The following is a 13938-nucleotide window of genomic DNA, read 5'->3' as shown; positions in this document are numbered from 1 at the left end:
AGTCAAACACAGTCCTAGGACTGTTGACAGTCCTAGGACTGTGGGCCACTATCTCTTCAGGCGCTCGCAGTCCTAGGACAGCGAGGCTTAGTGGTCCTCTTTGGGCTGCTCCCACAACGCTGGAGGTACTGATGCCGTCGTTCAAGGTGGACACGTCGACTGCTGTGGTGTTCGTGGCCACGGCCCCGACCCCCAAGCTCGTGAGCAAGCAGACCGGTGAGCGGGCGATGGACCGGGAGACCGGCGCCGGTCTGTCCACGGTGGGCCTGCTGATCTCGGACGAGGGGGAGGGCAACCTCTACCAGGTGACCGTGCCGGAGACCGGGCTTCCCGAGGGCCTGATGCCGGGTATGCCCGTCTCGGTGATCGGACTGAAGGCGCGGGACTGGGAGAACACATTCAACGGCCAGACCCGGCACGGCATCTCGTTCCGCGCCGTCGCCCTCACGGTCGGGGTCTGACCATGGCCGACCTGTCGACGTTATGGGAGGTCGCCCTCCCTCTCGCCGGGGCCGGAGGTGGTCTCCGGTACGCGAAGGCTCGTGCGCCGCGCGTGTACTGGTCGCTGGTCGGGCTGCCGGTGACACGGGTGCGGTTCGCGGTGACCTACCGCTCCACGATGGACGTGTGCGGGCTGACGGTGCAGCCGTCCCGCCTGCGGGCGTTCCTGGCACGCAACATCGCCCGCCGCCCTGATGTGCAGCCCGTCCCGCCGAAGATCCGCCGTGTCCGGGGTTCGCTGACCGGGATGCGGGTCACGCTCCGCCTGCCCGCTGGTCTGGAGCCTGCCGACGTGATGGCGGCCTCCGAACGGCTGCGGCACGCCTGGGGCGTCCATGCCGTCAACGTGGTGGAGATCAGGCCCGGGTTCGTCGAGCTGCGTATGACCGGCTACGACGTGCTGCAGCGGGTGAGGATGCCGCGCCGGTACCCGTCTGGGCCGATGACCGTTCCTGTCGCGCTGCGGGAGGACGGTACGGCGTTCGTCCGGGACTATCTGAAGGTCCCGCACGCGCTGACGCTCGGGGCCAACCAATCGGGCAAGTCGATGTACCAGCGCAACCTGGTCGCGGGCCTCGCCCGTTTGCCGGTCGCCCTGGTCGGGATCGACTGCAAGCGCGGCGTTGAACAGCGCGGTTACGCGCCCCGGCTGTCGGCGCTCGCCGTGACACCGGAGACGGCGTCCGGACTGTTGGATGCGCTGGTCGAGGAGATGGAAGAGCGCTTCGACCTACTGAGCGACCACGGGGCTGCCGATGTGTGGGCGCTGCCCGAGGACGTTCGGCCGGTGCCGGTCGTGGTCTTGGTCGACGAGGTCGCGGAGCTGTTCCTCGTGGCCAGTAGGAAGGACGAGGACCGCCGGGACCGGATGGTCACGCAGCTGATCCGTCTCGGGCAGATGGCTCGCGCGGCCGGCATGTACCTGGAGATCTGCGGGCAGCGCTTCGGCTCCGAACTCGGCAAGGGCGCCACCACGCTCCGCGCCCAGCTCACCGGCCGTGTCGTCCACCGGGTCAACGACAAGCAGACCGCCGACATGGGCCTGGGTGACATCGCCCCCGATGCGGTCGCGGTCGTTACGACGATCCCCTCCGACCAGCCCGGTGTCGCGGTGGCCGGAGACTCCTCCGGCGGCTGGTCCCGCATCCGTACGCCCGAGTTGAGCGCGGCCGAGGCTGCCGCGACCTGCGCCGCGTACGCGCACCTGACGCCGTACGTTCCGGCCCTCGCCCCCTACCAGCCGCTCGTCGCCACCCCCGGCCCCTCTGGGCCCGTCCCGCTGGTCAAGCCGACTCCGGCGACGCCGTAGCGGCCCTCTCCCCTCGGTTGGCGTGACCGTCTCACGCCAAGTCCCTACCCGACCCATGCCTGAAACGAGATCGGAAGGGAGGCGGACAACCATGGCACGCTCCATCCGACTGGACGCCGTGCTGGTCCAGGCCGTCATCGCCGGTGCCCTGTCCTTCGCCCACCTGCATGACCTTGCCGCGGCTGCCGGACAGGACGGCTGGAAGGCCTGGGCCTACCCGGTCAGCGTTGACCTGCTGCTGGTCGCCGCATGGCGCCGGATGCGCACGAACGCGGAGAACCGTGATGCCTGGCTCTGGTTCGCCATCGCCCTCATCGCATCGCTCGGCGCCAACGTCGCCACCGCCGGACTACTCGACCTGCACAACGTCCCGCCCTGGCTGCGCATCCTCGTCGCGGGCTGGCCCGCCCTCGCCTTCCTCGGCGGCACGCTCCTCGCCCATGCACCCGCACCGGCGCCGGAGCCCACGGACCCGCCGTACGTCGAGTCCGCGCCGGATCTGACCGTCGAACGCGAAGCGGATCCGGCGCCTGAGCTGCCCCCGGCCGAGCCTGTCTCGGAGGACGTTCCGCCGGAACCTGCTCCCGCTACGCCGGCCGTGCCGGTTCCGCCCGCGCTGCTCGACCACGCCAGAAAGATCGCGAACGCCCACCGTGCACAGACCGGCGCCCCGATCGATCCGGAAACCCTGCGAAGCCGTCTGGGCGTACCCGCTGCCCTGGCGGACTCGATCGCCCTCCAACTCGCCTGACACGAATGGAGACAGACCCCATGCGCCCGAACCGCTTCTACCAGGTCATCCGCTTTGGCCCTGTGAGGGTCGGAAGCTACAGCGATGGCCGGGGCCGCACCTTTCACACCGCCGTGTGCACCGCGCCCGGCTGCGACTTCTCCGCCGACTACCGCGGTCGCGCCGCCGCCGAACTCGCCGCCCGTACCCACCGCTGCAACCCGCGCTGACCGCGAAGGAGATCACTCCATGGACGTCCCGCTCTGGCTCGCCCTGATCGCCGTCGGTGTCCTCGGCTACAAGCTCGTCCGCCCGCCGCTGTGGCTCGTCGCGGTGATCCTCCTCGGCGGATACCTCCTCGCCGGCAGTGTCCTGGCCCCGCTCCTCGACCCGCTCACCAAGTAGGGAGATCAGCAATGTTCCGACCGCGTATCCCGGTCAACCCGCTCCCGACCGGCATCGTCGCACCACTCGTCTCGCCCGTCCCCACGCCCGGCGTCATGCGCCACCAGGCGCCTACCCCGACCACCGGCGGTTCCGACACTTCGGCCGCCGCCTCGACCGCCACGCCCCGCACCACCATCCAGCTCACCCCCGCCAGCGCGGTCGCCCTCGCCGCGGGCGGTGGCGCCGTGGTCCTGGTCGTCGGCGCCGTCCTGGTCTCCATGCTCCTCGCCGTCGCCATCACCGGCGTCTCGGTCGCCGTGATCGCCGTGGTCCTGCGCCTGCTCGTCAAAGACCTCCAGAAGGGCCGGTGACCTCATGGATACGCACGTCATCGCTGCGGGCTTACCGGCCCTGGGCTGGGCCCTGCACGGCGGCTTCCTCCAGAGCCGCTTGGCCACCGCCCGCCGCGACCCCTTGACCGGCCTGCACACCCGCGCCGGATGGACCGCCCGAGCCGAACGCCTTATCGCCAAGCACCCATGTGCGTTCGTGCTCCTGGTCGACCTGGACAACTTCAAGGCCATCAACGACACCCACGGCCACGCCGCCGGAGACGCCGTCCTCACCGCCACGGCACAGCGGCTGAGCAGCTGGTGCGGACGCAACGGCATCGCGGCCCGCCTCGGCGGAGACGAATTCGCCGCCGCCATCGCCAACCTCGGCGCCGCCAACCTCTTCGACCTCTGGTCCGCGCTGGACACCCCGGTCACGCACAACGGCCACGTCGTGCCGGTCTCCGCGTCGGTCGGCGGCTGCATCCCCCACAAGCTGCCCGTTCCGACCCTCACCGACGCCCTGTCCGCTGCTGACGCAGAGATGTACGCGGCCAAGGGCCACGGCAGGCGCAACACACGCTAAGCGGCCCCCGGGGCGGCCTCGGTCGCCAAACTTCCGCCGCCCCGGGCGCCTGAACCCACTCCAGATCCAACGGACCCGAAAGGGAGACCTCATCATGCCCGGAACCCCCGTCATCTCGCGCGTCTGCCGCGACTGCGACGGCTTCGCCACCGCCACCATCACCACCGGCGTCCGTACCCCCGACGGCACCAAGGCCACGATCAGCGTCCACTGCCCGGCCTGCCGGGGCCTTGGCCGTACCGTCCCCGCCGCCCTCGTCCGCGTCGGCAGGTGAGCGCCATGAAGAACCTCGCGCCCACAAGCGACGCGCCCGGGCTGCACGTCAGCAAGCCCTCCCCGTCCGAGCCCGCCACCGCCTCCGCCGTCTGCCACTGCGGCGCTTCCGCCACCGCCAAGGGAGACATCCAGGTCGGCGCCCTGGTGGCCGGTTGGACTGCCAACCACGGCACTGCCCACGGGAAGTGAGCACGTGACCGACACCGCCACTGCGGCGGGCCTGGACCCGGCCACCTTGAGCGACCTGCTCCGGGTGGCCGGGGCCCCCGGCTTCGACCGCCTCCACGAACAGATCCGCCGCACCGGGGGATGCGCCGCCCCGATCCGGCTCACCGGCGGGACCAAGCTCCTCGACCCGGCCACACGGACCGTCCTCCACGCCTACAACACCGACGCCGAACCCGGCGGCGTCCTCCGCGTCGCCTGCGGCAACCGCCGCGCCTCCCGCTGCCCCGCCTGCGCCTGGACGTACGCAGGCGACACCTACCACCTGATCCGCGCCGGCCTGGTCGGAGACCCGGCCAAGGGAACGCCCGAAACGATCCGGGATCACCCCCGCGTGTTCGCCACCCTGACCGCCCCCTCTTTCGGGCCGGTCCACAACCGCCTCGGCACCCGCCCCTGTCGCTGCGGCGTCCGCCACCCCGAGGACGCTCCCGAACTGGGTACAGCGCTCGACCCGGATGCGTACGACTACGCGGGGGCGGTGCTGTGGAACAACCACGCCTCGGAGCTGTGGCGCTACTTCACGATCTACTTCCGCCGGGAGATCGCCCGTCGCGCCGGCCTGACGCAGAAGGCCGCTCGTGAGCAATCCCGCGTCTCCTTCGGCAAGGTCGCGGAGTACCAGAAGCGCGGGGCCGTGCACTTCCACGCCGTGATCCGCTTCGACGGACCGGACGGGCCCGACAGCCCGCCACCTGCGTGGGCCACCCTCGACCTGCTCACCGACGCCATCCGGGCCGCCGCCGCCCGCGTCCGCATCGTCGTACCCGCCAGCCCGGAGCACGGTTTCGCCAACGACTGGGACTTGCGGTGGGGCGAGCAGATCGACGTGCAGCCCATCGGCGCCTTCGGCAACGGGGAAGAGCTGACGGAACAGGCGGTCGCCTCCTACGTAGCCAAGTACGCCACCAAAGCCGCCGAGACGACCGGCACCGTGGACCACCCCGTGGGCAACAAGGAAGCGCTCGTCCTCCTCGGCGTGCCCGACCACCCCCGGCGCCTCATGGAAGCCTGCATGGATCTCGACCGGGCCTACCCGGACCGGCGCCTGCGGGCCTGGGCTCACATGCTCGGCTTCCGCGGCCACTTCTCCACCAAGTCCCGCCGCTACTCGACCACCCTCGGCGCCTTACGCCAAGTCCGCGCCGACTACCGCGCCGCACAACAACGCGCCTCCCTCGGCCTGCCCGACCCCGACGACCACCCGGAATCCACCGCCCTCGTCGTCGCCCACTGGTCCTACGCCGGCCACGGCTCCACCCCCGGTGAGTCCTGGCTCGCCGCCAACGTCCGACGGGACCTCCAGCACAACCGCGAACACGCCCGCGAGGTGCGGGCCGAACTGACCGAACTGGAAGGGGAAACCGCGTGGCTGCCGTAGTCATCCAGCGGAAGTGGCACACCACCGCCGAGGTTGCCGAGATGCTCGGCTTCGGCCTGTCCAAGACCAAGATGCTCGTGCTGACGGGAGAGATCCGCTCCGTGAAGGTCGGCCGCAACCGGCGCATCCTCCCGGCCTGGGTGGACGAGTACGTCGAGCGCATCACCACCGGCGCCGATGGGTGGGCGGCATGAGCGGCAAGAGGGGCAACGGTGAGGGCTCGATCTACCCGTACAAGGGCGGCTACGCGGCCTACGTCTGGGTGACGAAGCCGGACGGGAAGCGCGCCCGGAAGTACGCCTACGGCAAGACCCGCGAAGAGGTCCACGAGAAGTGGCTCAACCTGCACGCGGAGGCCAAGAAGGGGCCCGTGGCCACCCGGCACCGGACGGTCTCGGCTTTCCTCGCGTACTGGCTGGACTCGATCGTGAAGCCGAACCTTGCGCCGCTGTCGTACGTCTCGTACGAGGGGTACGTGCGCCTCTACATCGGTCCGCACCTGGGGACGAAGCGGCTGGACAAGCTCACCGTGCGGGACGTCCGCGAGTGGCTGACCAAGCTGGCGGCCGTCTGCCAGTGCTGCGCTCAGGGGAAGGACGCCAAGCGCTCCCCCGACGGTCGCCGGTGCTGCGCCGTCGGGGAGTGCTGCGAGTCGTACCCCTCGCGCCGCGTGATCCAGGGATCGCGTGACGCGCTGCGGGCCGCCCTCACGCACGCCGTGACCGAAGAGGAGATCGGCAAGAACGTCGCCTCGCTCGTGAAGGTGCCCAAGCCCCGCCGCAAGCGGATCAAGCCGTGGTCCGTGGTCGAAGCGGGTCGGTTCCTGGCGGACGGGGTGGCTCGTGAGGATCACCTCTTCGCCGCGTGGATGCTCGTCCTGTGCCTGGGGCTGCGGCGCGGGGAGGTCCTCGGACTCACCTGGAAGTCGATCGACTTCGACGCCGGGGAGCTGTACGTCGATCACCAGATCCAGCGGGCGGGACGCCAGATCCTGCACCGGGAAACCAAGACGGAGGACTCCGACGACTTCCTTCCGCTGCCGGAGCTCTGCCTGAAAGCGCTGCGGATGCGTTGGGCTCAGCAGATCGGGGACCGCAAGGCCGCCGGGGAGCTGTGGCAGGACAGCCACGGTCTTGTCTTCACGACGAAGTACGGGACGCCGATCGAGCCGGGGAACCTGACCCGGATGTTTGCCCTACGGGCTCGCCGGGCCGGCCTGCGGGTGATCCCGCTCCGGAACACCCGGCACACCTGCGCCGCGCTCCTGGTCGCGCTCAAGGTCCACCCGAAGGTGGCCCAGCGCATCCTGCGGCACTCACAGATCGCCATGACGATGGAGGTCTACGCCGAAGCGAGCGAGGAAGCCGTACGGGACGCTCTCGGCAAGCTGTCCGAAGCGATGGGCAGCGGCACCGGCTGAGGCGGTTGCGGTACTTCGCTGCTGTACGGGCTAAACGCGAGAGGCCCCGGACTTTCGTCCGGGGCCTCTGGCCTGCTGTGCACTCGGCAGGATTCGAACCTGCAACCTTCTGATCCGTAGTCAGATGCTCTATCCGTTAAGCTACGAGTGCTTGGGCTTCCCGGGGTTTTTCGCCCCGTTGGCCTTGCGAGAACAACAATACATGGACCTCGGCGGGACGCGAAATCCATTAGCCAGACCAGCTCTGACCTGCGAAAACGCTCCGGATGTAGATCATCCGGAAGGGTTCACACAGAGATCGGACAGGGGTCGGGCGGGGGCGTCCGCGGCCGGAAGGCGCTGGACCCGGAGAAGGGCCCGGAACACACCGAAGCCCCGGTCCGTCAGGACCGGGGCTTCGGTGGGTGCGGAGGCGGAGGGATTTGAACCCTCGATGGGGTGTAAGCCCCAAACCGCATTAGCAGTGCGGCGCCATAGACCGGACTAGGCGACGCCTCCAGCACACCCCCGCGTACGAGGGTGCGTGCAGATGATGACACAACAGCAGGGCCGGTCACCAATCCGCTCCCAACGGTACTAGGCCGGCCGCCGACAGAGCAAAGGCTTAAGCACCCCGACACACCCCGCGAACACCCCGCCCGCACGCAACGTCGGCGGGCGCACGTCGTTGGTCAGGCGTACGACGTACGGACGACCTGGAGTGCCCCATGCTGCGTCTCGCCGCCTTCGCCGTCACCTCAGCCCTGGCCGCCACGGCCGCAACGGCCGCAGGGCCACTGCCCCCGCTGCCCCTGGACCGGCTGCTGGCGACGCCCGACCGCCTCACCATCGCCGTGTCCGCCACCGGCAACCCCCGGGCGGACGGCGAGTACCTCCTCGAATGCGACCCGGTCGGCGGTAACCACCCCGAGGCCGCGCGGGCCTGCGCCCGCCTCGACACGTTCGCGAAGGAGGGCAAGGACCCCTTCGCCGCCGAGTCCAAACGGCAGATCTGCACCATGCAGGACGGTGGTCCAGCCACCGCGCACGTCACCGGAACGTGGCAAGGCCACCGGGTGGACACCACGTTCCGGCGGACCAACGGATGCGAGATCGCCCGCTGGAACGACATGGAACCTGTGCTTCCGGGTGGGCGCTCCTGACCTGGGAGGATGCGGCGGATGCACGGTATCGGCCGAACATCCGCCACCTCAGGCCGGGGCAGTGCCCTTAGACTCCTCCCGTGACATGCCGGTAGTTGTGGTCAGGGAGGAAGCTCGTCGTGAGCAGCAGGCCATCCCGAGGCGCTGCTCGCCTCGCAGCAATACTCGACGCTCTTCCGGACGCGCTGTTGCTCGTCAACGCCAACGGCACGGTCGTCAACGCGAATTCGATCGCCCTCGAAGTCATGGAGAGCCCCGGCACCGGCCTGGTCGGCCGCGGCGTGCTGGACCTCCTCCCCGAGTTCGACTCCAAGCTGATCCCCGGCTCCATGCGCCGGCCCGGTGAGGACGAAGGCGGCCGGGCCAAGCCCAAGCGGATGGTCGCGCGCCGCACCGACGGGAGCGAGTTCCCCGTCGAAGTCACCAGCGCCCACCTCGACGGCCGCGACGCCTACCGCGAGCCCCAACCGGCCTACACGGGTGACGAGCTGCTGATGCTCGTCGTGCGCGACCTCTCCGAGACCGTGGACACCGAGGCCGAGCTGGCCCGCTCGCAGCGGCAGACCGAAATGATCCTGCGGGCCGCCGCCGAGGGCGTGGTCGGCACGGACACCGACGGCCGGGTCGTCCTCGTCAACCCGGCCGCCGCGCAGATCCTCGGATACCGCGCGACCGACCTCGGCAACCGCGAGCTGCACGGGCTGGTCCAGCACTCGCGCGCCGATGGCTCGCCGTTCCCCTTCGAGGAGTCCCCGCTCGCCGACACCCTGCGCAGCGGGCGCAAGCACCGGGTCCGCGGCCAGGTGCTGTGGAACAAGGCCGGGCAGCCGGTCTCCGTCGACCTGACCACCTCGCCCGTGCGCGACGGGGAACTGCTCGTCGGCGCCGTCATGACCTTCACCGACCGGCGGCCCTACGACGCCCTGGCAGCACGGCACGCGCAGCTGCTGGCCGTCCTCGACGAGTCCCTGCGCGGGCCGCTCGAGGAACTTCGCGGCGAACTGGCCACGCTGGCCGCCGACGACGCGGGCCAGCTGTGGCCCGAGGCCAACCAGCTGTTGCACCACCTGGCAGCCGGGTACTCCCGCATGACCACGTTGGTGGACAACGTGCTCGGCTTCCAGCGCCTGGACGCGGGCAGCGAGAAGCTCAAGAAGAAGAAGGTCCTGATCGACGGGGTCGTCACCGCCGGCATCGACGGCGCGGTCGAACTGATCGGCCCGGGCCGGGTGCAGTTCGCCGTGCACGCGCCGACCATCGAGGCCGAGGTGGACGCGGAGCGGATCGCCACCGCCCTCGCGCACCTGGTCGCGGACGTCGCAGGGGTGGACGCCACGGGCAAGACCCGCCAGGGCAGCGGGTACAGCGACTCGACGATCGTGGTAGCCGCCGCGCAGCGCGGTGACGTCGTACGGATCGAGGTGCGCGGGCCGTACGAGGGCGGGAACCCAGTGCACGAGCCGATCGTGCGGGGCATCGTGGCCGCGCACGCGGGCGTGCTGCAGACGGTGAAGGTACCCGGCGCGCCCGGAGGCGCATACGTGCTGGAGCTGCCGCTGGGTGCGGGAGCCGGAACGGTGACCCTTCCGGAGCCGAAACCGAAGCCGAAGCAGGAGACGGAGGCGGAGCCGTCGGCCACCGAGGCGGCTGCGCAGAAGGGCCCGGGTGGGCGACGCGCCCGGCGCGGAGTTGACGCGTTCCTGGAGGACGCGGCCGCCGAGCCGAAGACGCCCGAAGAGGCCGAGGGCGGGGGCGCGCTGGCGCTGCCGTCCGGGCGGCGACGCGCGGGCGAGGCCGGCGCGCCGGACGCTTCCGCGGGCCCCGAACTCGCCCAGTCCCCGGTGAACCCGGCGGGCCTGGGCACCGGCCGCCGGCGCGGCCGTGACGGCGACGGCAGCGGCGAGGGCGGTCCCGGCCGGCCGGTGCCCCCGCAGGGCACCGCCATGCCCGCGCTCCCGCCGGTGCCCCAGGCGGCTTCCGGTCCCGGTGGCGCCCAGGTCCCGCAGGGCACGCCGGTACCGGCCGGCCTGCAGCTGCCGCCGGTTGCGCAGCCGGCGGTGCCGCCGGTTCCGGTGACCGAACATCCCGCCGGGCGCCGGCGGTCGCTGGGTCCCGCCGCCGCGCCGCAGCCCGGCGGCCCGGTGCCCGCAACCGGGCTCGGGCCGGCTCCGGCCGCACCTCAGGCCCCCCGGCCGATCGCCCCGGAGGGCGGCTTCGCGCTGCCCGCCGGCCCGACGCCGGCGCCCGCCGCCGGGCCGGCGGGGATCACGACCCCGGCTCCGACCGCATCCCCTGCGCAGGCCCCCGCCCCGGCCGGACCTGCTCCTGCTCCTGCTCCTGCCACTGCTCTTGCTCCGGCCCCCGCTCCCGCTCCCGCTCCCGCCGAGACCGAAGGCGAAGCTCCGGGCGGGCGACGTGGACGCCGGGTACTGGGCGCGCCCGGCGCCGAGGCCGCCCCCGCCGCGCAGCCGGCCGCGGCCGCGGAGGAGCCCGTACCCCCGACCGGGCGGCGGCGTGCGCTGCCCGCCACTCCGGCCTGGCCGGTTCCGGCAGCCCGCACCGCTCCCGAGGACGAGGAGGCCGCCGGTCCCACTGCCGTACCCGGCGCCCGGCAGTCGCAGAACACTCCGGCGGAGACCGCACAGCCCATCAGCGTGCGTGCTCTCGGAACCCTCGGTCAGGGCATCTCGATCGACTCCGGGAGCACCGGTGGCGCGGGGAGCACCAGCGGCTCCGGCCGTCGGCGCCGGCTCGCCGAGCCCGCGCCGCAGGGCCGGGCGTTCGCGATAGGAGCCCCCGAGGCGGGCGCCGCCGAGGGCCCCGAGCCGCTGGACGGGCCCGGGGGCGCCGTCGAGGTGGTCAACCGGCCCGTGCCGCTGCCCGTGGACGACGAGCTGCCGCCGGAGCCGCTGGACAACCCGCGCCGCCTCCTGGTCTGGCCGGCGCCCGATGTGCAGACACAGCAGGCGCTGAGCGACCGGGGCTACCGGCCGGTGATCGTGCATTCCCGCGAGGAGGTCGACGCGCAGATCGCGGCGTTCCCCGCCGCGCTGTTCGTGGACCCGCTGACCGGACCGATCACCCGGACCGCCCTGCAGTCCCTGCGTCAGGCCGCGGTGGCCGCCGAGGTGCCCGTTCTGGTCACGGCCGGGCTGGGACACGCCACGCGCGAGGCGGCGTACGGTGCCGATCCGGCCGTCCTCCTGAAGGCCCTCGCGCCGCGCGACAGCGAGCAGCACCCCTCGCGGGTCCTGCTGATCGAGGAGCACGACGAGATCGCGACCGCACTGACGGCCGCCCTGGAACGGCGCGGCCTCCAGGTCGCGCGGGCGGGCGCCGACCCCGACGCGGTGGAGTTGGCGACCCGGATGCGGCCGAACCTGGTGGTCATGGACCTCATGCAGGTCCGCCGCCGTCGGGCCGGGATCGTGGACTGGCTGCGCGCCAACGGGCAGCTCAACCGCACGCCGCTGGTCGTCTACACGGCCATCGGGATCGACCCGTCCGAACTGCCGCGGCTGGCCTCCGGCGAGAGCGTGCTCTTCCTCGCCGAACGGTCCACCACCGCGGACGTCCAGGGCCGCATCGTGGACCTGCTGGCCAAGATCGGCACGAACTAGTCATCCTGGCGCGATGGCCGTCGTCGACTCCACCGAGCGCACCGTCCCCGCTGACAACGGGGAGGCGAACCTGCTCGTCGCCCGGCAAGTGGAGCCGGGCCACGAGGAGACGTTCGAGGCCTGGGCCCACGGCATCCTGGAGCGGACGGCCGCCTTCGCCGTCGTCTTCAGCACGCTGACGACCTACCTGGCGATGCCGGCGGTCAGCAGGCTGCTGCGGCCCTGGCTGGCGAAGGCCGGCCAGGGCTGAGCGGGCAGCGCGTTCCGTGGCTCGGTCGAGCGGATCGAACGAGCAGCTCGACCAGCGGTCGGTCGAGTGGTTCAGTCGAGCTTGCTGATGTCCAGTTCGCCGTCCGCGTACTGCCTGCGGATCACCTTCTTGTCGAACTTGCCGACGCTCGTCTTCGGCACGACCGTGACGAACGACCAGCGCTCGGGCAGCTGCCACTTGGCGATGGACTGGCCCAGGAAAACGTGCAGCTCCGTATGGTCCACGCTCGCGCCCTCCTTGAGGACGACAGTGGCCAACGGGCGCTCGCCCCATTTGTCGTCCGGGACTGCGACGACCGCCGCCTCCGCGACCTCCGGGTGCGCCATCAGTGCGTTCTCCAGCTCCACGCTGGAGATCCACTCGCCGCCGGACTTGATGACGTCCTTGGCGCGGTCGGTCAACGTGAGGTAGCCGTCGGGGCTGATCACACCGACGTCGCCGGTCTTGAGCCAGCCGTCCGCGCTGAACTTGTCCTCGGGGCGCAGCGGTTCGCCGGAGGCGCCGCCGTAGTAGGCACCCGCGATCCAGGTGCCGCGCACCTCCAGCTCGCCCGCAGATACGCCGTCCCAGGGCAGGATGTCGCCCCCGGGTCCCACCAGGCGGGGTTCGACGCCCGCCGGGAAGCGGCCCTGGGTGACCCGGTACGGCCACTCCTCTTCGGCGCTCAGTCCGGCCGGCGGGTGCGCCATGGTGCCCAGCGGGGAGGTCTCGGTCATGCCCCAGGCGTGGCAGAGACGGACGCCGAGCTTGTCGTACGCCTCCATCAGGGAGGGCGGACAGGCCGCACCGCCGATGGTGACCTGCTTCATGGAAGTCAGGTCGCGCGGTTTGGCGCTCACCTCGGCGAGCAGCCCCTGCCAGATGGTGGGGACGGCCGCGGCGTGCGTGGGCTTCTCCCGCTCGATCATCTCGGCCAGGGGGGCCGGCTGGAGGAAGCGGTCCGGCATCAGCATGTTGATACCGGTCATGAAGGTCGCGTGCGGCAGGCCCCACGCGTTCACGTGGAACTGCGGGACGACGACGAGGCTGGTGTCCTTGTCGGTCAGGCCCATCGACTCGGCCATGTTGACCTGCATGGAGTGCAGGTAGATGGAGCGGTGGGAGTAGATGACGCCCTTGGGGTCGCCGGTGGTGCCGGAGGTGTAGCACATGGCGGCGGCCTGGCGCTCGTCCAGCTCCGGCCAGGCATAGCTGTCGGGGCGCCCCGCGAGCAGGTCCTCGTACTCGTGCACGCGCACGTTCAGCCCGTCGAGCACGGACCGGTCTCCGATGCCGGAGACGACGACGTGCTCGATGGTGGGCAGGTGCGGCAGCAGCGGCGCGAGCAGCGGCAGCAGGGTTCCGTTGACCAGCACGACCCGGTCGGCGGCGTGGTTGACGATGAAGATCAGCTGCTCGGAAGGTAGCCGCAGGTTGAGCGTGTGCAGGACGGCACCCATGCAGGGGATCGCGAAGTACGCCTCGACGTGCTCCGCGTTGTTCCACATCAAGGTGGCCACGCGATCGTCCTGCTGGACTCCCAGCTCGTCGCGCAGGGCGTTGGCGAGTTGGGTGGCACGGGTACCGATCTCGGCGAAGCTGCGGCGGTGCGGCTCGGCCTCCCCGGTCCAGGTCGTGACCTGGGACTTCCCGTGGATTGTCATCCCGTGCTGGAGTATGCGGGTGACGAGGAGCGGTACGTCCTGCATGGTGCTCAGCAAAGCGTCCTCCCGGTGGGCGCTGCGGCGCTGCGGCTGCTACGGATGCTGCCGATTCTGC

General features: G+C 71.3%; 16 protein-coding genes and 2 tRNA genes. 15 read left to right on the top strand and 3 right to left on the bottom strand.

The annotated features are described in order from the left end of the window. Positions 1–131: 131 nt before the first annotated feature. The 12 genes from ABZZ20_RS16275 to ABZZ20_RS16220 all read left to right on the top strand — a co-directional run bounded on the left by ABZZ20_RS16275 (position 132) and on the right by ABZZ20_RS16220 (position 7147). Positions 132–461 (top strand): hypothetical protein, encoded by a 330-nt coding sequence (locus ABZZ20_RS16275; protein WP_356870056.1) that lies wholly within the window; start codon positions 132–134, stop codon positions 459–461. A gap of 2 nt (positions 462–463) precedes the next feature. Further along, positions 464–1810, top strand: a complete 1347-nt coding sequence (locus ABZZ20_RS16270; RefSeq protein ID WP_356870055.1) for an FtsK/SpoIIIE domain-containing protein — start codon at positions 464–466, stop codon at positions 1808–1810. A gap of 91 nt (positions 1811–1901) precedes the next feature. After that, positions 1902–2561: a DUF2637 domain-containing protein gene (locus ABZZ20_RS16265; RefSeq protein ID WP_356870054.1), complete on the top strand. Its 660-nt coding sequence runs from the start codon at positions 1902–1904 to the stop codon at positions 2559–2561. Positions 2562–2581: 20 nt separating this feature from the next. Then, positions 2582–2770: a mobile element transfer protein gene (locus ABZZ20_RS16260; protein WP_356870053.1), complete on the top strand. Its 189-nt coding sequence runs from the start codon at positions 2582–2584 to the stop codon at positions 2768–2770. A gap of 19 nt (positions 2771–2789) precedes the next feature. Next, positions 2790–2945: a hypothetical protein gene (locus ABZZ20_RS16255; protein ID WP_356870052.1), complete on the top strand. Its 156-nt coding sequence runs from the start codon at positions 2790–2792 to the stop codon at positions 2943–2945. Positions 2946–2956: 11 nt separating this feature from the next. Further along, a complete protein-coding gene (locus ABZZ20_RS16250; protein WP_356870051.1) occupies positions 2957–3298 on the top strand; it encodes a SpdD-like protein in 342 nt (113 codons plus the stop codon). Between the two features lie 4 nt (positions 3299–3302). After that, entirely contained in the window at positions 3303–3845 is a 543-nt protein-coding gene (locus tag ABZZ20_RS16245) for a GGDEF domain-containing protein (RefSeq protein WP_356870050.1), read from the top strand. A gap of 94 nt (positions 3846–3939) precedes the next feature. Further along, complete coding sequence (locus ABZZ20_RS16240) at positions 3940–4119, top strand: hypothetical protein (RefSeq protein ID WP_356870049.1); 180 nt, start codon at positions 3940–3942, stop codon at positions 4117–4119. Positions 4120–4124: 5 nt separating this feature from the next. Then, positions 4125–4310, top strand: a complete 186-nt coding sequence (locus ABZZ20_RS16235; RefSeq protein WP_356870048.1) for a hypothetical protein — start codon at positions 4125–4127, stop codon at positions 4308–4310. A 4-nt stretch (positions 4311–4314) separates the two neighbouring features. Then, on the top strand, positions 4315–5727 hold the full coding sequence (repSA, locus tag ABZZ20_RS16230) for a replication initiator protein RepSA (protein ID WP_356870047.1): 1413 nt from the start codon (positions 4315–4317) through the stop codon (positions 5725–5727). Beyond that, positions 5715–5921, top strand: a complete 207-nt coding sequence (locus ABZZ20_RS16225) for an excisionase family DNA-binding protein (protein ID WP_356870046.1) — start codon at positions 5715–5717, stop codon at positions 5919–5921. The genes repSA and ABZZ20_RS16225 overlap by 13 nt, the downstream gene beginning before the upstream one ends. Beyond that, positions 5909–7147, top strand: a complete 1239-nt coding sequence (locus ABZZ20_RS16220; protein WP_356870045.1) for a site-specific integrase — start codon at positions 5909–5911, stop codon at positions 7145–7147. The genes ABZZ20_RS16225 and ABZZ20_RS16220 overlap by 13 nt, the downstream gene beginning before the upstream one ends. Positions 7148–7225: 78 nt before the next feature. Here the strand turns inward: ABZZ20_RS16220 and ABZZ20_RS16215 are convergent. Continuing rightward, positions 7226–7298, bottom strand: a tRNA-Arg gene (locus tag ABZZ20_RS16215). A gap of 256 nt (positions 7299–7554) precedes the next feature. Then, positions 7555–7645, bottom strand: a tRNA-Ser gene (locus ABZZ20_RS16210). 209 nt (positions 7646–7854) lie between these two features. Here ABZZ20_RS16210 and ABZZ20_RS16205 point away from each other — a divergent pair. From ABZZ20_RS16205 to ABZZ20_RS16195, 3 genes are all read left to right on the top strand, one after another. Then, positions 7855–8289, top strand: coding sequence for an SSI family serine proteinase inhibitor (locus ABZZ20_RS16205; protein WP_356870044.1), 435 nt, complete (start codon positions 7855–7857; stop codon positions 8287–8289). Positions 8290–8408: 119 nt separating this feature from the next. Further along, positions 8409–11909, top strand: a complete 3501-nt coding sequence (locus ABZZ20_RS16200; protein WP_356870043.1) for a PAS domain-containing protein — start codon at positions 8409–8411, stop codon at positions 11907–11909. A 13-nt stretch (positions 11910–11922) separates the two neighbouring features. Continuing rightward, positions 11923–12159, top strand: a complete 237-nt coding sequence (locus ABZZ20_RS16195; RefSeq protein ID WP_356870042.1) for a hypothetical protein — start codon at positions 11923–11925, stop codon at positions 12157–12159. Positions 12160–12230: 71 nt separating this feature from the next. On the opposite strand, the gene ABZZ20_RS16190 is transcribed toward ABZZ20_RS16195, so the two are convergent. Continuing rightward, positions 12231–13880: a long-chain fatty acid--CoA ligase gene (locus ABZZ20_RS16190; protein ID WP_356870041.1), complete on the bottom strand. Its 1650-nt coding sequence runs from the start codon at positions 13878–13880 to the stop codon at positions 12231–12233. Positions 13881–13938: the final 58 nt, after the last annotated feature.

It is taken from the genome of Streptomyces sp. NPDC006430 (genome assembly GCF_040612395.1).
GTDB lineage: Bacteria > Actinomycetota > Actinomycetes > Streptomycetales > Streptomycetaceae > Streptomyces.
Note: the sequence above shows the minus strand (reverse complement) of the source record. Positions and strands in the feature narration are given on the sequence as shown.